18 protein-coding genes are annotated in these 17,448 nt (G+C 40.5%); 10 read left to right on the top strand and 8 right to left on the bottom strand.

Annotated features, from left to right (window positions below):
* Positions 1-47 precede the first annotated feature (47 nt).
* The 5 genes from AC570H_RS04085 (at position 48) to AC570H_RS04065 (ending at position 4,672) form a co-directional block, all read left to right on the top strand.
* Positions 48-659 (top strand): Crp/Fnr family transcriptional regulator, encoded by a 612-nt coding sequence (locus AC570H_RS04085; protein WP_497351976.1) that lies wholly within the window; start codon positions 48-50, stop codon positions 657-659.
* Positions 660-998: 339 nt separating this feature from the next.
* Complete coding sequence (locus AC570H_RS04080) at positions 999-1,496, top strand: quinol:electron acceptor oxidoreductase subunit ActD (RefSeq protein WP_497351975.1); 498 nt, start codon at positions 999-1,001, stop codon at positions 1,494-1,496.
* A gap of 49 nt (positions 1,497-1,545) precedes the next feature.
* Positions 1,546-2,820 carry a quinol:cytochrome C oxidoreductase gene (locus AC570H_RS04075; RefSeq protein ID WP_497351973.1) on the top strand — a complete coding sequence of 425 codons (1,275 nt, stop codon included), beginning with the start codon at positions 1,546-1,548 and terminating at the stop codon, positions 2,818-2,820.
* A gap of 43 nt (positions 2,821-2,863) precedes the next feature.
* Positions 2,864-3,064, top strand: a complete 201-nt coding sequence (locus AC570H_RS04070; protein ID WP_497351971.1) for a hypothetical protein — start codon at positions 2,864-2,866, stop codon at positions 3,062-3,064.
* A 177-nt stretch (positions 3,065-3,241) separates the two neighbouring features.
* Positions 3,242-4,672: an aminotransferase-like domain-containing protein gene (locus tag AC570H_RS04065; protein ID WP_497351969.1), complete on the top strand. Its 1,431-nt coding sequence runs from the start codon at positions 3,242-3,244 to the stop codon at positions 4,670-4,672.
* A 49-nt stretch (positions 4,673-4,721) separates the two neighbouring features.
* On the opposite strand, the gene AC570H_RS04060 is transcribed toward AC570H_RS04065, so the two are convergent.
* Positions 4,722-5,126, bottom strand: a complete 405-nt coding sequence (locus AC570H_RS04060) for a nuclear transport factor 2 family protein (protein ID WP_497351967.1) — start codon at positions 5,124-5,126, stop codon at positions 4,722-4,724.
* A gap of 58 nt (positions 5,127-5,184) precedes the next feature.
* Here AC570H_RS04060 and AC570H_RS04055 point away from each other — a divergent pair, with 58 nt between their 5' ends.
* Positions 5,185-6,126 carry an AraC family transcriptional regulator ligand-binding domain-containing protein gene (locus AC570H_RS04055; protein WP_497351965.1) on the top strand — a complete coding sequence of 314 codons (942 nt, stop codon included), beginning with the start codon at positions 5,185-5,187 and terminating at the stop codon, positions 6,124-6,126.
* Between the two features lie 102 nt (positions 6,127-6,228).
* Here AC570H_RS04055 and AC570H_RS04050 read toward each other — a convergent pair whose 3' ends face one another.
* Together AC570H_RS04050 and AC570H_RS04045 are read right to left on the bottom strand one after the other, a co-directional pair.
* Entirely contained in the window at positions 6,229-6,552 is a 324-nt protein-coding gene (locus tag AC570H_RS04050) for a YybH family protein (RefSeq protein ID WP_497351964.1), read from the bottom strand.
* Positions 6,553-6,575: 23 nt separating this feature from the next.
* Positions 6,576-7,370, bottom strand: coding sequence for an SDR family oxidoreductase (locus AC570H_RS04045; protein WP_497351962.1), 795 nt, complete (start codon positions 7,368-7,370; stop codon positions 6,576-6,578).
* Between the two features lie 122 nt (positions 7,371-7,492).
* Between AC570H_RS04045 and AC570H_RS04040 the strand changes: the two genes are divergently transcribed.
* A complete protein-coding gene (locus tag AC570H_RS04040) occupies positions 7,493-7,873 on the top strand; it encodes a winged helix-turn-helix transcriptional regulator (RefSeq protein WP_497351960.1) in 381 nt (126 codons plus the stop codon).
* Between the two features lie 92 nt (positions 7,874-7,965).
* Here the strand turns inward: AC570H_RS04040 and AC570H_RS04035 are convergent, their stop codons facing one another.
* On the bottom strand, positions 7,966-10,293 hold the full coding sequence (locus tag AC570H_RS04035; RefSeq protein ID WP_497351958.1) for an outer membrane beta-barrel protein: 2,328 nt from the start codon (positions 10,291-10,293) through the stop codon (positions 7,966-7,968).
* 128 nt (positions 10,294-10,421) lie between these two features.
* Here AC570H_RS04035 and AC570H_RS04030 point away from each other — a divergent pair, with 128 nt between their 5' ends.
* Positions 10,422-11,735: a sensor histidine kinase gene (locus AC570H_RS04030; protein ID WP_497351956.1), complete on the top strand. Its 1,314-nt coding sequence runs from the start codon at positions 10,422-10,424 to the stop codon at positions 11,733-11,735.
* Complete coding sequence (locus tag AC570H_RS04025) at positions 11,732-12,409, top strand: response regulator transcription factor (protein ID WP_497351954.1); 678 nt, start codon at positions 11,732-11,734, stop codon at positions 12,407-12,409. The genes AC570H_RS04030 and AC570H_RS04025 overlap by 4 nt, the downstream gene beginning before the upstream one ends.
* Positions 12,410-12,489: 80 nt before the next feature.
* On the opposite strand, the gene AC570H_RS04020 is transcribed toward AC570H_RS04025, so the two are convergent.
* The gene (locus AC570H_RS04020; RefSeq protein WP_497351952.1) at positions 12,490-13,971 is read right to left on the bottom strand and encodes a serine hydrolase domain-containing protein; all 1,482 of its coding nucleotides are present in this window, start codon (positions 13,969-13,971) and stop codon (positions 12,490-12,492) included.
* A 361-nt stretch (positions 13,972-14,332) separates the two neighbouring features.
* Between AC570H_RS04020 and AC570H_RS04015 the strand changes: the two genes are divergently transcribed.
* Complete coding sequence (locus AC570H_RS04015) at positions 14,333-14,602, top strand: hypothetical protein (protein WP_497351951.1); 270 nt, start codon at positions 14,333-14,335, stop codon at positions 14,600-14,602.
* A gap of 8 nt (positions 14,603-14,610) precedes the next feature.
* Here AC570H_RS04015 and AC570H_RS04010 read toward each other — a convergent pair whose 3' ends face one another.
* From AC570H_RS04010 to AC570H_RS04000, 3 genes are read right to left on the bottom strand one after another with little or no spacing between them, the layout of a single operon-like run.
* Positions 14,611-15,585: a nucleotide kinase domain-containing protein gene (locus AC570H_RS04010; RefSeq protein WP_497351949.1), complete on the bottom strand. Its 975-nt coding sequence runs from the start codon at positions 15,583-15,585 to the stop codon at positions 14,611-14,613.
* Between the two features lie 32 nt (positions 15,586-15,617).
* Positions 15,618-16,502, bottom strand: coding sequence for a nucleoside triphosphate pyrophosphohydrolase family protein (locus AC570H_RS04005; RefSeq protein WP_497351947.1), 885 nt, complete (start codon positions 16,500-16,502; stop codon positions 15,618-15,620).
* Between the two features lie 13 nt (positions 16,503-16,515).
* Entirely contained in the window at positions 16,516-17,448 is a 933-nt protein-coding gene (locus tag AC570H_RS04000) for a hypothetical protein (RefSeq protein ID WP_497351945.1), read from the bottom strand.

Genomic DNA, 17,448 nt, shown 5'->3' with positions numbered 1-17,448 from the left:
ATTTTGCAAATTTATATGGGCTAGCATTGCGATTTGGAACATTAAAAATGAAAAAAGATACATCAGGATTTTTGCAACACATATTAACTCCTTTTGCAGGACTGACAGAAGAAGATATTTCTGTCAGTCTTCCTTTTTGGCGGAAGCGCGAAATACCCAAGGGAGGTTTTTACAACATGCAGAATATTGTATGCAAAGACCTGGGCATTGTAGTAAAAGGCATTTTCAGGGTGTATTATTATGATTCGGATACCGCTGAAGAAAAAAACATGTTTTTCTTTTCTGAAGAGCAGTTTATCGTTTCTTTTCGCAGTTTTCTTTACCAATATCCTTGTGTCTATTACATCGAGGCATTGGAAGATGCGGAAGTGATCTATCTTTCCTACCAAGACCTGCAGCACTTGTACCAGAACTATAAGCCCTGGGAGCGTTTTGGAAGAATTTTGGCCGAACACTTTTTTCATCAGTCGCAGGGGCGGACAGAATACATGTTGCTTTTCAACAACGAAAAACGTTACCTCCACCTGCTCGAAGAGCATCCGAAAATTGTAGAAAGAATAGCGGGCTTTCATATTGCTTCTTACCTGGGTGTAAAAAGTCAATCGCTAAGCAGGATCAAGAAGCGCATACAGGATCAACAATCAAGCAAAGATCTATAAGCTTTAAAATCAAACACGCTACCGTCCGCACATCGTCAATGCGCTTTTATTTGCTAAAAGGCTCAAATTTGAGCAGGCGAATAATCACTTTAGCCTAAAAAGATGGCTCCTCTCCCTACAAAGCCAGGTTATCCAATCTTTCATAGCCTTTTATCAAAAGCCTGACCTAAACAAACTCAACTGATATGCTTTTTTAGTTAAAATCTGCATCTGTTTTCGAGTTCGCCTATAGGATATTTTTGTGCTCTTAATCTTAGGGTTTAGGGTTTGCTGATTTTCTTCATGCAAAGCTCAATCCAATAAAGGTTACACAAAATAATGACTCAAAAATTTTCCGATATGCAAAAAAACAAATCTATCCTCATGCATTTTGAAAGTGAGCATGATTTACTTCACGGAATTGATGTATTGCAGCAACATAAAATTTCCATCAGCGAAGTTTATTCTTCAAAATTCATAGCTGGGCTCGACAAAAAATTAAGAATAAAAGAAATCAAGACAGGCATAGCCATATTAAAATTTGGCTGTTTGGGCGGAGCCACAGCCACCACCTTGTTATACTACCTATTTCAACATGACCTCACCCAGCATTTGAATAAAGAAAATATTATAGGGCTTATGTTAAACCTGATTATGATGGCCCTCACCTTTTTTGTGACCCTGCAATTGTTCCCAACTAAGCCTCCCAAGTTAGTCAGGCTTAAGCCTCGGGATCAGCGCTTTCTCGTGGTGATCAAATCAACCCATGTTACTCCAGACGAAACCATCAGCAATCTTTTAAAATATACAGCAGCAGTTGAGCTGAGCTCTTCCATAAAAGACATGATCGCCTCTTAGGGCTTTCAAAAAAACACTATCCAATATTCATCCAATACAATAATTCACAATGACAACACCCCCTAATTTTGACCAACAGTATATATTCAAAGGAAAAGCGAGAACCTTGAGCCTAGTGATGATTGCCGTTGGAATAATTGGTATACTTTATGGTTTTACAACAGGCAGTGGAGAACGCACCTTTGCAAACTTATTGCTTATGGCCTATTATTTTGCCGGCATATGCATTTTTGCAGTGTGTTTTTGTGCCATGCAATATGTTGCCCAGGCAGGCTGGTCGGCATCTATCCTAAAGATACCGCACGTTTTTGCCAAATTGCTCCCCATTGCAGCAATTATACTGCTTATTGTCATCAGTGCAGGCATTCTTCTTACCCATACAGGCCTGAACGAAGAAGGGAAAGAATCGGTTTTGCCTTACCTGTATAAAGTTTGGTCGGCCTATGGCGCCACAACCGTTGGTAGCGAACATTATGATGCTTTAATTGCCGGAAAGTCAACATTCTTGAACATCCCTTTCTTTTTTATAAGGCTGGTATCCTACCTGGCTGCCTATAGTTTTATGGGCTGGCTATTTGTAAAATATTCTACAAATGAGGATCAGGTTGGAGGGCTGGCAAACCATAGGAAAAGTTTTAAACTGGCCTGTATATTTTTGGTGGTTGTTGGGTTTACCATTCCTTTATTTGCTTTCGACACCGTAATGTCTTTAGAGGCACATTGGTTCTCCACCCTTTTTGGATGGTATAACTTTATCGGTTTTTTTGTGACCGGCATAGTTGCAATTACGCTCACTGTTATCCACCTCTACGAAACAGGTTACCTCAAGTGGGTAAACGAAAGCCACCTGCAGACTTTAGGCATTCAAATATTTGGTTTCTCTATATTCTGGGCTTATTTATGGTTCGAGCAGTTTCTCCTCATCTATTATTCCAACATCCCTGAAGAATCGGTTTATTTTTACAAAAGACTGGAACCACAGTTTAATAACTGGTTCTGGCTTAATATGACGCTCAACTTCATTGTGCCGCTATTTGTGCTCATGTCGCGGGATGCAAAAAGAAAAATCAAAACCTTAAAGATTACCTGTATCATCCTTGTTGTTGGCCATTGGTTGGATTATTGGATCATGATTATACCAGGAACAACCGGTGCACAGACCCAGCACTGGTATTCGGAAATCGGCCTTATTGAAATAAGTGCTTTCTTGGGATTTCTGGGGCTTTTTATTTACCTAACACGCTATACGCTGAGCAGGTTCAAGGCATTGGCACCCAAAAACCACCCAATGCTACAAGAGAGTCTGGAGCACCAGGCTGGTTAAAAAAACAGAAAAAACATTTTAAATCATATCAAATCAAAATGCCATGTTAGCACTTGCTTTTATTTTCACTTTATATTCTATCATCAGCTGTTTTCAGCTGGCAGCAGGAATACTTGCCACCTGCATTGGCAGGAGTTTTTGGAAATGGTTCTGGATCTCCCTTTTGTTGCCTATACTATCGCTTGTTATACTTTTATGGATGTGGGATGATGAAAAAGTAAAAGAAATAGGCACTTCCTGGTAACTTAAGGTTCAATCAGCCTCAAGCAAAGCGAACCATCCAAAAGCCTGATACCGACATCTTTTATCACCTAGTTTTTTGGCAGGAAATTATTACCGATATTAGGGAAATTGAGCTGAGCCATAAATTATTTTAATGGCAAATTTGTTCAGCAAATATGCCCGATAATTTAAGTGTACGATGAAACAGGAACAAGGTAGATTTAGGTATCAAGAAATTGCCAAAAAAATTGAAGCAATTGTGGTTAATTTAAATCTAAAAGCAGGTGATCGCCTACCTTCCGTACGCAAGATATGCAAGGAATTAAATGTAAGTGCCACCACTGTTTTTCATGCCTACACGATCTTGGAGAGTAAAGGCCTCATCGGTTCAAGAGCAAGGTCTGGTTTCTTTGTAAACAGTGTACCACATCAGCATTCAGTAGCCAGATCAGCAGAAAAATATATTCCCCTACCCAACCAGGTAAGTTTAAATAACCTGATAGGCAATATGCAACGGAACATAAGAGCCTCAGGATTGATAAACTTTTCCATTGTGGCTCCGGCAAATGAACAATTGCCCATTGCTGCGATGAGTAAATGTATACGCGAAGCACTCAAAGATATTAACGGGCAAAGTTTCCAATACCCATTAATTGAAGGACACCCGAAGCTGGCAGAGCAAATCGCAAGAAGGACCTTTGATTGGGATGTTCCTCTTTCTATGGATGATATTTTGGTAACGAATGGCTGTATTGAGGCGATAAACCTTTGTTTGGATACAGTTGCCCAACCTGGAGATATCATTATCGTTGAATCGCCTGCTCCATATGGCATTCTCCAAAGTTTGGAAAGCAGAAAATTACTTGCCCTCGAAGTACCTTCTACGCCGGATAACGGCATAGATCTGGAGCAGTTGGAAATGGCTGTTTCGGCACATAAAGTAGCTGCCTGTGTAATCACTACAGTTTGTGGCGTACCAATTGGAGGTTCGATGCCCAAAGAAAACATTATCAAACTATTGGCGATATTAGCCAAATCAGATATCCCCCTAATTGAGGATGATGCACTTGGCGATTTAACCTTTGCCCATCCAAGGCCATTACCAGCAAAAGCCTACGATAAAGAAAACCGGGTGCTGTACTGTGCATCCTTCTCAAAATCGCTTGGAGCTGGATTTAGGATTGGCTGGGTTTCAGGAGGGCTTTTTCACGAAGAAGTAAAACGTTTAAAATACACTGCCAATTTTTTTACGAACAGTATACTGCAAGATGCAATCGGCAGGTTTCTCGAAAGTGGTCAATACAATGGGCATTTGAAGAAAATGAAAATCGCCATCCAGAAAAACCTGTCCCGCTACTTGCATTCTATCTATAAATATTTTCCTGCCGGAATCAATATCTCCAATCCAAAAGGAGGGTTTAGTCTATGGATTGAACTTCCGGCAAACATGGATGGAATGGAGCTCACCAAGCGCGCTTTGAAGGAAGGAATTGGAATATTTCCGGGACAACTCTTCTCTACTTCCCAGCATTACGACAATTACATCAGAATAAACTATTGCCCTATTTGGAATACCAAGATCGATCTCTATTTAAACAAACTTGCATCGCTTATCAAAAATTACGGATAACGGATTGAATTCTCCATATTTTAAATCGGCTCTATAGTTGGCAACTGTTTTACTGGCTCATGGCTATGCTTACTGCATAACTATCCTCCAATAACCTGTAACGGGTTATCAATCCATCTGTAAATGTGAGCTGTATGCAAAAAATCGAATCAACAATTTTGCCGGTGGCGAGCATTTTGCTCGAAAATTCTCCAGTAATAATGGAAACATCCTCATCTGTTACCATATGATCAACCTTTGTAGAAATGGGTTCGACATTTTGCCATAGCAATTGAAAAAAACTTTTTATCTCCTCGCGATTGTTTCTTCGGCCCGTCCATGGAGCCACCATTTCATTTCCAGGAATGTACCAATCTATCTCTTCGGCAAAAAGTGCAGCCAATTTTGTTAAGTCCCTTTGGGTTAAGCAGCTAAAAAAATGTTGTACCAGTTGCTGTGTATCTGTTGTTGCCATTATATCAAGTATTTAATGAAGTAAAGATAGAATTGCTATTTTTGATAAAATTGACATTTTGCGACAAAAGAACATTCATCGGATCCACCTTAATACCTTTATCGATTACGCTTTGATGAGGGGACTTAGTACCGCAGATTTGCTATCAGTCCTAAAAAATCCGGAGAGCGATACAGTTACCGAGCATGAATTTTGGCAAGTTTTAAGCCTTATTCAAGCTAAACTGCCTGATGCCTTGTTAGGGATTTACGCCGGACGGGCAATGAGCGTTAAAGCTTTAGGGTTGATATACCAGCTCTCTATGCAATGCACTACCATAGGCGAGGCATTGTTTTACCTGCAAACCTATACCGAAGCCACTTTACCGGTAGTTGCGCTCGATATTAGGGAAAATTCTGGCCAAATTTATATCATTTTATCTTCGACAGAAGAAAGACCAACTGCTTACGGCTTGCTGTGTGAGGCCTTGCTAACGATCATGGAGAAAGAATTGAAATTGATGAATAAAGGGCCAGTTAAGGTAGCCTGTACCTCCCCTAACTATAAGATAAATTATCCAGCTAATTGGAGCCAGGGAAATAGCTATAGTTTAACGGCTAGCGACATTACATTGGCAGCATCGCTGCATCGGCAATTAAATTGGAACCTCGCCACGCTTGTGCCTAGCTATTTAAAATTGATCGAAAATATGCAGCAGGAGCACTATAATTTCGTTTCGCAAGTAAAAGCTATGGCCTTACACATGTCTACCCCTAAGTTGCCGACATTGTTGCAATTAGCTGCTAATTTTAATCTAACGCCCAGAAGCTTTCAACGGAAACTGGCAAGCTCGAAAAGCTCATACCGAAAAATCGTAGATGAATTGAATCGCGATCTATCTTTCTTCTTATCGCAACACAAAAGCTATAAAGTAAATGATATTGCAGCTATACTCGGGTACTCCGAATCGGCTGCGTACATCCGCGCAAAAAAGCGCTGGCAAAGCAATAGCTTGAGATGAGAGGCTTTTAAACCAAGATCTAATACTGGATAATATAAAATAAAAAGGTCCTAGTAAACTAAGACCTTTAAAACTTGTCAGTAAGCAAGTAATTCGAACCAATCAGTCGGTTATTTTTAAAGACTGGATCAGTCCATCAGCAAATTTGAACTGGAAGTTCAATCGTATCGGGCTGCCCTCAAATGCTCCAGAAATCCTGGCACTGAGCTTACCCATATCGTTAGAATCTGCATATTCAATGGGTTCCATAACGGCACGGTACTTTTCACTTGTTTCTTCTTTCCATGCTTTGATCTCGTTTCTTCCCTGATGGTTCTTGCCTTCATCGAAGACAACGGCATCTGGTGTAAAACAAGCTACATAGGCATCGCTATCATTGGCATTTTGTGCCTCTACAAAGTTTGCAATAAGGTCTGGTAAATTCATTGTTTTTGTTTTTATGTTATAAATTAAATAGTTGGAATGGTTCCCCCATCGATTACATATTCAGTTCCCGTTAAATAGCCGGCTCGTGGAGAAACCAAAAAGCCTACGAGTTCTGCCACCTCATCCGGTTCGGCTGGCCTGCCAAAAGGTATGCCACCTAAGGCATCCATCACGCTTTGGGTGGCCTGTTCAACTGTACCGTTTGAGCTTGCGGCAATCCTTTCCATCATCCGTATTGAAGCATTGGTCATGATCCATCCAGGCGAAACCGTTAGCACACGGACACCTTTGGGTGAAACCTCGTTGGAAAGGCTTTTGCTATAGTTGATCAATCCCGCTTTTGCCGCAGCATAAGGCAAGGTAGAGTCGTACAAAGGCAGTTTGCCCTGTATACTGGCGATGTGGATGATGACGCCATTTCCCCGGTCGATCATTTGTGGCAGAAAGCCCCTATCTAAACGGACAGGTGCAAGCAAGTTTGCATTGATGGTAGCTTCCCATTGCTCGTCTGTCAGCACTGCAAATCCACCACCAGGGGTTTCTGAGCTGCCCATATTGTTCACCAGAATGTCAAGTCTACCAAATTTCTGCAAAATCTCCTCAACCACTTTATTTGTTCCGCTTGGCGTACTAAGATCGGCTGCAATAAAATGTAGCTCATGGTCAGGCTCTTCTGGCCTATTCCTTGCACTGATGATCACTGTTGCTCCTGCCCTAAGCAATCGCTCTGCTATCGCTTTACCCGCACCTTTGGTGCCACCAGTCACCAGCGCTATTTTACCTAACAATTCGTTATCGAAATTAAATACTTTCATCATATCATTTATTTAGGGCAAATTTCAAGCATACAGACAAGCCCCGCAAGTACGGAGGAACGAATCAGATAGGGATAAATTTATCCCCTATTTGCCGTTTTGTTCCATAGCCTTACATTTGTACCATGTACGAAAGGAAAATACCAGTGAACCTGAATTGCGGACTAGATCTAATTGGCGAGGTATTGTACGGCAAATGGAAGATCCGCCTATTGTGGTTTATCAACAATGGACACCAGCGCCCAAGCGAGCTGCAGCGCAAGATTCCGGAAGCATCCAGAAGGATTCTGAATGTGCAACTAAATGAACTCGAAGCCCACGAACTGATTACTAAGGTGATTTATCCCGTATTGCCACCAAAAGTCGAGTACAGCCTGACCGAATTTGGCAAAACCTTGATTCCAATTATTGGTGCCTTGGGCAAGTGGGGCGATGAAAACGAACAACAGCTCAGAGAGGTGATCAACAAAAGAATTAAAGCAAGCTCTACTCAAGAAATTCAATAGATTAAAAAGTCTTAAGCACAGCGTTGCTTGTGTGGCAGTTAGATAAGGCTCCTATGAATAGGGATTTTGCAATGATTTAGAATGATAGGTTGCTATAAACGGTTCTGTTCTGCGGTCTTCTCCCTAGCTCCTTTTACCTTCATCCCCACATTGCCGAGATTATAGCGCAAGGTGAGGCGGATATGCTGGGTGTCGCCAAAGTAGGTAAAATAATTATTTTGATCGGCATAGACTGAACTTACCTTAAATTTTTCGCCCCTGTATAGGTCTGATAGTAGGACAGAAAATTCCATTCGTTCCCTGAAGATCTTTTTGCGTACACCGGCGCCCAGGCTACTCGTTCCGCTCAACTGGGCAGGCCCCTGCAATCCTCCTCCGTTCATGCTATAGCTAAGGGTTCCCATGAAACCCGATTTGCTATCGATGGTAAATTGGCTCGCCATGCTGCCGGTAAGGATAAAACGGCTTTGCTTCAAGATACGTCCATCACTTAGCCCAAAGCTGCTTTCCATGTAACCAGGCCCTGCCTGCAGCTCAATGCTCCACCAAGGGGCAGGCTGTAAACTAGAGCTTAAATCCAGTCCGTAGAAGCTGTTGCCTGGTACATTGGTTACTTTTTGGATAAGCATGTTACCCGTATTGTCCTGATAGGGCAACTGTATGGTCGGGTTTCTTTCGTCAATGTAATAAGCCTCTACCCTAAACGCGCTTTTGTAGCGATAAGAAAAGCTATACTGATTAGTTAGGGCAGGCTTCAATCTGGCATCACCAATCAAGTAAGAATTAGGGCTGAAATAAATACGTGATGGGTTAAGGTAACCATAAGGAGGTCTTGCAATCCTTTTGCCATAAGATAGACCCAAGGCATGGTTTTCCTTAATCCGGTATTCGGCAAACAAGGTTGGAAAAAGGTTAAGGTAGTCCTGCTGGTTTGCTTCCCTTGGGCTTTCAGACTGGCTGGTTATGGTGGTATATTCTCCCCTTAGCCCTGCCTTCAAGCTCCAGCGGCCAAGTTCCCTACTCAGGCTGAAGTAACCAGCGATAACAGCTTCCCCATAGTTAAAGGCATTGTCTATATCTAGGTTAATGGCCTCTAGCCGATGCGTTGCCCTCACATGGCCATAGCGAATTCCGGCCTCGGTATTGAACAAGGTACCTTGGTGAGCGTAATCCAATTGAGAAGCCACTAAACGGATATGCTGGTCGGTGTTGGTCTGAAAATCCTCGTTTCGTGGATTGATCATGTAATATGTCGTGGCAATATCTTGCTCGGCACGGTTACGGTAATTGGTATAATCGACAGACCACGTTATTTTTTGGCCTTGGTTAAGCTGTCGGTGCCAGTTTATGCTGTAATTGCTGTTATGGTTTGGTGTGAGGCGACTATTTTCGGTATTGAAATAGTGCAATAAGCTTCGGTTGCCATCATATACATAGGTTGGCACGCTGTAGAGCGCATGGTTATCCCTCGCCACGTAGCCGTCTGCGCTTATGCCAATTTGGTTCAGGCTATCGGCATAATCTAACCCAATGCGATAGGTATGTTCGGCATCGCGGTAATTCTTCCGCTTTAATATGTCTTCCCAGGTCTGTTGCTGCAGGGCATAGCGTGTAACTTCGTTGATTTCGTTAAAGTAAATTCCCCTGCCAAAAGTATAGCTGCCAGAGGCTGAAAACCTACCTGCATGATAGTACTGACTGGTACTCAGGTTGCCACGACCGTATTTTCCCTGTTGGTAACTGCCTGAAAGCAATCCTTTGTAGCCGGGCTGAGTATTTTTTCTTAACTTGATATTGATTACCGAACCGCCAGAAGCCTCGTACCTTGCCGGTGGATTGGTGATCACCTCCACCGAGGTAACCTCGTTGCCATTCAGGCCTTCCAGGTAAACCTTTAGTTCCTCTGCAGATAGGAGCAGTTTCTTATCGTTGATGGTCACCAAAATGCCCTTGCTCCCCCGTACAGAAAGCTGGTCGCCACCCGACTGTACGCCCGGGGCATGCTTCACGATCTCCCAGGCACTGGCAGAAGAGAGTGCAGTATTTTCAACATTGAACTCCACGCGGTCAAGCTTGCGCACGACAGCTGGTCTTTTTCCCTTAATGACAATGCCTTGTAAATTATTTACTTCTCCCTGCAGCTTAATTTCCGTCAGGGAAAGATCAGCATCGAGTACGATTGTCTGGCCATGGGAAAGGAAGCCCAATGCAGTAATTTTCAGGTGATAACTGCCCTTGGCAAGTCCGGAGAAGGCAAAAGAGCCGTCTTCGGCAGCAAGTCCTTGGAAAGACTGCAAGGTGTCGGCACGGTTTTGCAACAAGATATTGGCATAAGGAACATTTACCTTGCCCGAAAGCTTGAGTAATTGGCCATGGGATAAAAATGGCAGCAACAGAAAGAAGAAAATGGCTTTATACATCGGTTATTGTATTGGTTCACCGCAAAGATTGGCTCTGTTTCCCCAACTTTTTGTTAATGCTTGGTTAATGCAATGTTAATGGTCATCACAGATCGCATTATTGATCCAAATCGGCTTATCTTTATAGGGTGAAACGAAAGATAACATACCTGGTTTGGGGTTGCGCAATTGCCATAGTGGCACTTACCACCATACAGGGCTATTTCATCTACAATACTTATATACTCAAGAAACGCGATGCCCAGACCCTGGTAAGGGATGCGCTGATACGCATGGAAGAAGAGATGAACATCGATTCGCTCCGCACGGCCTGGTTTACCACTGTCGAGGGTATGATACAGGCTGGCCGGTACAAAGATGCGGAAAAGCTGGTCACCGAAGGATCACCTCTGCTCAGTTCACGGGTAAACAGCTATATCTCCAGCAATGCTGTCTTATCACGATTTGATGTAGCTTACCGGGTGGTGATCAGACAGGTAACCATTGAAGACGTCCATCTGAGGCCTAGACAGTTTACCAACTTCACTTGGTTTGGCACCCCGCAGGCGCCACAAATGCAACTGGTCATACACGACCTTAGCATGGACAGCGAATCGGCTAATGCCATGGTGAGGAACTTCAAGACCCGATCGCAGTTCAGCATCGGTAAAACGAGTGGTAGCATCCTATGGGAAATGGCTACATTGCTGATCTTCTCTGCCATTCTGCTGGGTACGGTCATACTTCTGTTCTATTTCTCCATCCGAAGCTTGGTAACGCAAAAAAAAATAGCCGATATGCAGAACGACTTCATCAACAATATAACTCATGAGTTCAACACCCCGCTGGCCGCCCTGGGCATTGGCATCCGCACACTGTCTGAGCAGAACCAACCTGGTGCAAACACGATTACGGATCATACCGTTGCAGTGATATCACGCCAGTACTATAGGCTCAAAAAACTTACCGAACAGGTGATGCAACATACAATTAGCTCCCAGCAACTGGTCTTAAGTAAGGAAGAAACGATCTTAGGTGTGCTATTGGCAAATATCATAGATGACTTTCAACTGGCCTTTCCAGATACCGAGATAACCCTATGCGCTGAGGCAGGAGACCTCACCTTGGCCGTAGACCGTTTTCAACTGACAACGGCAGTGATAAACTTGTTGGAAAATGCCGTAAAATATGGTGGCACGCAAATTACCTGCAGGCTGTTCCAGCAAACCGGCACCTATAAAATTGCCATAACCGACAATGGGCAGGGAATTGCGGACAGGGAGCTGCAACGCATCTTCGAAAAATTCTACCGCATCGAAAAGGGCGATATCCACAATGTAAAAGGATTGGGACTGGGCCTGTACTATAGCAACCGGGTAGCAGCCGCGCACAATGGCCGAATAGAGGTAGAAAGCACCGTTGGCAAAGGAAGCACCTTTACCCTTATCATTCCATTGCAATGAAACGTATACTTTTAGCAGAAGACGATCTAGATTTCGGGAGTATCCTTAGTCAGTACCTCCAACTTGCTGGCTTTGAGGTAATTTGGAAGAGCAATGGGGCGCTGGCCCTGGAACACTTGAGGCAACATACCACCGACATCTGTGTACTGGATGTCATGATGCCATTGATGGATGGCTTTTCCCTAGCCGAACAACTCATTCGCCTGTCGCCCGAAACACCCTTTATCTTCCTTACGGCAAGGAACCAAAAGCAAGACCGGCTAAAAGGCCTGGGCCTTGGGGCCGATGATTATGTGGTAAAGCCCTTTGAGGTGGAGGAATTGGTGCTCCGTATCAGGAACATCCTCAAAAGAAGCGAACAGGCTGAGGCCCTACCACCCCAGCGCATGGCCATTGGCACCTATAATTTTGAACCTGCCACCCTCCTGCTCTTTCACGCCTCCACCAGCGTTCGGCTAACTGAAAAGGAAACAGCACTCCTCTATTTTTTCCTTAAGAATAAGGGGCGACTGGTCAAACGCGAGGAAGTGCTCTTGCACATTTGGAAAAGCGACGATTATTTCTCGGGCAGGAGCCTTGACGTTTTTGTGAGCCGTTTGCGCAAGTACCTTTCAAAAGACTCCAGCATCATACTGGAAACGGTAAGGGGAACAGGGTTCGAATTCAATTTTTGAGCAATGGACCTAAATTGGCAGTACCTAATTCAAACTGTTTTTGATCGAAATTGGAACCTCAATGAATAGACGAATATCAATTACTTCGTCTTTTTAAATTTTTCGTTCCTGGAACCAAGATGATATTCGAATTCAACAACTTTACCCGTTTCATCTTTTATAAAGGTAATCCCAACAGGGAATTCTCTCGAAAAGAAATCGTTTTCGGCACCGGCGTACAATTCAAATCCGTCCCAACCAGGCTCCGAATAAAGAAACCGCCCATTCGTTAAGCTAATTTTGATATAAAATTTATCATCGGCCTTACGCTTATATTCACCTACATAGGTTTCTAAGATAGTTTGTGGAACAGTAATGATCTTAGGCCTTTGTAGTGGATTGTAAAAACCTTTCCATCCATAAACAGTTGCCACACTATTTATTATTTCTTCCGTAATAGCTCCATTATCGCTATTTACCATCACAACTACGCCATTGCCACCTTCCATACTGCCATAATATTGACTGACAAATCCTTCATCAGCCCCAGTATGTTGGAAAAAGGTTTGCTCGCCTCTTTTAACAATGAATACACCCAAGGCTGCAGATTTGTCAACATATGGAGTAAGCCTTAATTTGGTCATTTCTTGTGAAAGCACTTTGTTAGATTTCCCCTGCAAGGCCCACTGCGTTTCTATGATATAATGAGCCAAATCTGTTGGATTCGTCCACAATCCTGCAGCGGCTTGTTCCGGATAAATATGATATTTCCCTTTTACTTCTTTTCCATCATTGTAATATCCAGATGCCAAAAGTTTTTGTTTATCCCCTGGCGGAGGCTGGGTATAAGAACTATTTTTCATGCCCATGGGCTTCAATACATTTTTCCACATAAATTCATCATAAGGTTTTTTGGCGATGTCTTGTACGATCAGTTGAGCAATCGTAGTTCCTCCACCTGAGTATTGATATTTCAATCCAGGCTCAAATGCGGAACGGACAGCAGGTGTATTGGCTGGTTTTTCGCCATTCAGTATTTGTACCAGTGTAGGAATGGTGTCTCCTTTTTCATACCCAGGAAAACCATGCACGGTTAAACATGCCGTATGGCTAAGCAGGTTTGCAAGGGTTATTTTTTTGCCTTTAGCTAATGAATCGTAAGGAAACTTCCATGTTGTTAGGTAATCATTGACATCAGTATAGAGATTTAGTCTCTTATCCTGCACCATTTTTAAAATACCCACACCATTTAGGGATTTGCTGATTGAACCTGCCTGAAACAAGGTACCTGTGGTAACACGACGTTGCTCAACACTATCAGCCCAACCATAGCCTCTTGCCCATTCTATTTTATAGTCTTTAATGACAGCAATAGTGACACCATTGACATGATAAAAATTCATTCTTTCCTTCAGAGTTTGGTTAGGCTCACCTTCAATGCGGACTGGAAGACCGAGGTTATTTTCTACTGCTTTTATTTTCAATTCGATTTCTTGGGCATATTTCTTGTCTTGAGCGTAGAGCCTCATGAATAATCCTTGACAAAGGAAAATCAGGAACAAAATGTATAGGGATTTCATCATCAGTTTAATTTATTTAGATAAACATTTTAAAAAGTTTGCTATTGATCGGAAACAAACTTATGCTATATGCGGGTTGGTACAGTATAAAAAGCTGTAAATAAAAATGTAAACATTGTAAATAATTGATATTACGTTCGTTTATCCCGTAAACTGATGCGGCTTTCAGCATAACTAGCAGTGGCGACTTTGTTATTTGCCGCCTTGCAAATCCTTCCAAACATTCACTTGTAGCAACCTGAGAATTACTTATTGCTAGTATTAGAGTGATTTATCTTGTCTTGAAATAGATTCTTCGTTTCGCTCTGAATGACAAAAATAAAAAAAGGCCTTTAAGATATCTTAAAGGGCTTACGGGTCATCTATGGTACAAATTTCAAGTAAGTTCATATCAGATTTAAAGGCTTTTGCAGAGTTGGATATTAGGATAAAAGAGTTCAATTTGTTGACAGGAACAAAGAAAATGGTTCAAAAATCTAACCAGGAAATAGACAAAAAAGCACCTTGCAAAAAAGAAGAAAATCGTCCAGAAGACACAAAAAATGATAGAATCAACGGAAATGCTCGAACACTGTGTTTCCATTTCATAGAGGCATTTTTCAGAAAATATAATTTGTATAATTGGGATAACTGATACTCAACCTAGAACTCTGTATTTATATTCCATTTAGGCGGGTACCAATAATCAATTTTATCTGCTGTCTTTTTATAAATCTGTTTTATTCGTTTTCGATCAGACAAGCCCATAATTTCTGGATGAGCAACTCGAGAGTATTTATCCGTCTCACAAAATAAATTCTGGCAGTCAATTAATTGCAAAGATCGGCCGCCTAAATTTCTAAAATTCAAGTCAAGTCGTTCAAATTCCTTTTCTTGATTATCAGTAACCCAACGTATGATGTCAGCCTCTGAATAATCACCATAACTAATAAAACATTTTCTAATGCCATCTTTGGCGCCAGGGCCAGGCATCACAAAATCCATCTCGCTGAAATTAGTCAGTTCACTATAGTTAATATCTATTGCATATTGATAAGCTAAAAAATTACCTATAGTTGGTAAGTCTCTTAACAGAGAATATAAACTTTCTAACGTTTTACAATTCTGAATACTTTCTAAAAATCTAGGTTTTAATATGTATCGTTCTATTAATTTTAGATGGTTTTCGTGCTTAAAATCATAGCCGAAAATACTTTTACCAGAGGTCATAATATAAGCACCAGAATAAATAGCTTCTTTTGCTTTTCTTGCTTCGCTTAAAATAGCCCTATATCTGCTAAAATTAAATGTTTCAACTCGAATATCTCCTATCTCTTCTTCCAGTAATTGCCAAGTACTTATTTTATTGAATATTTTGAAGAGGATAATTCTAAAAAGAATGTCTTGTGGAGAGTAATCGCCTTTTCTATAGATAACATCTTTAATTAGATATTGACTAACTCTATCAGATGCTCTATAAGCATTCGTGAACTTGTGCCTTAGAAATATTGGATCATTAGTTAAAACTTCTTGTTTTGAAATCTTATTAAAAAAGATATTTTGACGTTCAGTTGTAAATTTCCAGTAAGTATCAAAAACTACACTTGGCTTCGGTTGCGATTTTTTCTTAAGTATCAACGGTATATAGAAATTTATTCAAATGTAGGAATTTAGTTTTTCCCCAAATACGTAAGTTTTCTATTTTTAATACTTACCAATACTCTGCCACCTCCATTTTTTCTTAACTCATCATAAACTTTATATGAGTTTATGATGGCAGTTTCCCATTGCTTTTGTGTGCAATTTTCTACCTCAATACCACTCACCAACTTTTGAACTGTTTTTAAAACTTCAGTATCGACACTATTGCTGTACTTAAATAATTGATGATCCATGCCGTAACTATAAATATAAAGACTAATTAACTCTTCAGTAATAGCTGCCCTTGCCCCATCTTCTATTTCGTCTGTATCACTATCACTTTTTCTTTTATTCTTCATTAGTTTTCTTACAACTGGAGACCAGCCTAAAAAAGCTACATATCCAAAATGAAAAATATCATGAAACCTATACCCATCATCTTGATGTGAATTATCGGAGATAATATCTCCGAGTTGCTCGCCCGTTGTATTATTGGTAATTTTAACCTTTTCTTTTTCTCCTTCATTGATCACATCGAATTGGATTTCGAATTCTCTAGGAAAACGCTCACTTTCTGGATATTGTTCATCATAGATAATGAAATTCTCAGATTGATCAATATCAAATCTATCCTTAATCTTTAAGAGATTTCCCGATGCTATTTCCTCAAGCTTCAAGCCATTTTCAGTAGCTATTGTAGCTATATACCATAACAAATCTCCAAGTTCTTCTTTAAGCTTTTTATTATAACTAGTATAAGCTTTTCCATCTCTTAAACTTTTTTTTAGCTCTGTAATAACAGAGCCTGCCTCACCTATTAGCCCTAAAAAAGGAACTAATTTATTAGCTTCCTTTCCCTGAATATATTCTTGGATGGTTTTTTTTGCTTCTTCTTGATATGATGAGAATTCCATAATTGTAATATTGTTAATTTTTAATAGCCTTTAGCCCCTTCATTAATAAAAAGACTATCTCATGAATATTTTTACTAGAAAATAAGATTTCATTTTCTTCAACACTAAGTTTATTGAGTTCTGAAAGTTTATTTAAATCATATTTTTGAAATTCTGCTTTCAAATTTTCAAAGTCAGAATACTCGCATTTATCTTTTACAAATTCTTGGAAGCTATTCAGAAAGTCGTTATTATATTGACTTTCATTTGTAAGCTCAGTAACATTTTCGCCTTTTATTAAATTAATTAAGTGTAACGTTGCTCCTCCAAATCCTCCTACCAAATAAATAGGTTTGTTTTCTCTAAGAGACCATAATGCTTCTTCCATAACTCCTGGTATGTAACCTAAATAATTTTTGATTTTACCACCAAGTAACACTCTAGCTGTACAATCTTTAGCCATTTTAATTCTCATTTCTTTAAAACATTCAGAATAAATTTGCCTATGTATAATATTAGTCGTAGGATCGTACTTAATATTATAATCTATTATTAAACTTTTGGGATCTTCTACTTCATTTATTTCAATATTTTTTGACAAAAAATGTATTCTAGCATCTCGTGTTAATTGTTTTGTATTTGGAAAAACAAAATAATTAACAAATCCTGAAGTATCATCATTCATTCTTTTGTATTGATTAGATAATTCTGAAAATAGATTTGTGAACCCATTATGTCTTAAATCTCCACCATATAATGCCTTTCCATCGTTAGCAATGACATACCTAGCGATTTCAATAGTAATATCATTCAAATGCTGAATAGTAAACCCTAGTTTTTCCAAATCTTCATTCTCGGACACAGAAATCGCAATAGATTTTCCATATAAAAATTTATTCTTATGTTGTTTTGATACAATCTCTTCTATTACGCCTGGTTGTACGCCTGAAACATTTATTTCTCCCAT

Source organism: Pedobacter sp. B4419, assembly GCF_059693725.1.
Note: the sequence above shows the minus strand (reverse complement) of the source record. Positions and strands in the feature narration are given on the sequence as shown.

Excerpts from the sequence above, each read along its gene's own strand:
- AC570H_RS04015 (WP_497351951.1), top strand. The coding sequence starts at position 14,333 with ATGGTACAAATTTCAAGTAAGTTCATATCAGATTTAAAGGCTTTTGCA.
- AC570H_RS04075 (WP_497351973.1), top strand. The coding sequence starts at position 1,546 with ATGACAACACCCCCTAATTTTGACCAACAGTATATATTCAAAGGAAAA.
- AC570H_RS04050 (WP_497351964.1), bottom strand. The coding sequence starts at position 6,552 with ATGAATTTACCAGACCTTATTGCAAACTTTGTAGAGGCACAAAATGCC.
- AC570H_RS04000 (WP_497351945.1), bottom strand. The coding sequence starts at position 17,448 with ATGGGAGAAATAAATGTTTCAGGCGTACAACCAGGCGTAATAGAAGAG.
- AC570H_RS04020 (WP_497351952.1), bottom strand. The coding sequence starts at position 13,971 with ATGATGAAATCCCTATACATTTTGTTCCTGATTTTCCTTTGTCAAGGA.
- AC570H_RS04005 (WP_497351947.1), bottom strand. The coding sequence starts at position 16,502 with ATGGAATTCTCATCATATCAAGAAGAAGCAAAAAAAACCATCCAAGAA.
- AC570H_RS04060 (WP_497351967.1), bottom strand. The coding sequence starts at position 5,126 with ATGGCAACAACAGATACACAGCAACTGGTACAACATTTTTTTAGCTGC.
- AC570H_RS04025 (WP_497351954.1), top strand. The coding sequence starts at position 11,732 with ATGAAACGTATACTTTTAGCAGAAGACGATCTAGATTTCGGGAGTATC.
- AC570H_RS04085 (WP_497351976.1), top strand. The coding sequence starts at position 48 with ATGAAAAAAGATACATCAGGATTTTTGCAACACATATTAACTCCTTTT.
- AC570H_RS04045 (WP_497351962.1), bottom strand. The coding sequence starts at position 7,370 with ATGATGAAAGTATTTAATTTCGATAACGAATTGTTAGGTAAAATAGCG.
- AC570H_RS04080 (WP_497351975.1), top strand. The coding sequence starts at position 999 with ATGCAAAAAAACAAATCTATCCTCATGCATTTTGAAAGTGAGCATGAT.
- AC570H_RS04040 (WP_497351960.1), top strand. The coding sequence starts at position 7,493 with ATGTACGAAAGGAAAATACCAGTGAACCTGAATTGCGGACTAGATCTA.
- AC570H_RS04065 (WP_497351969.1), top strand. The coding sequence starts at position 3,242 with ATGAAACAGGAACAAGGTAGATTTAGGTATCAAGAAATTGCCAAAAAA.
- AC570H_RS04070 (WP_497351971.1), top strand. The coding sequence starts at position 2,864 with ATGTTAGCACTTGCTTTTATTTTCACTTTATATTCTATCATCAGCTGT.
- AC570H_RS04035 (WP_497351958.1), bottom strand. The coding sequence starts at position 10,293 with ATGTATAAAGCCATTTTCTTCTTTCTGTTGCTGCCATTTTTATCCCAT.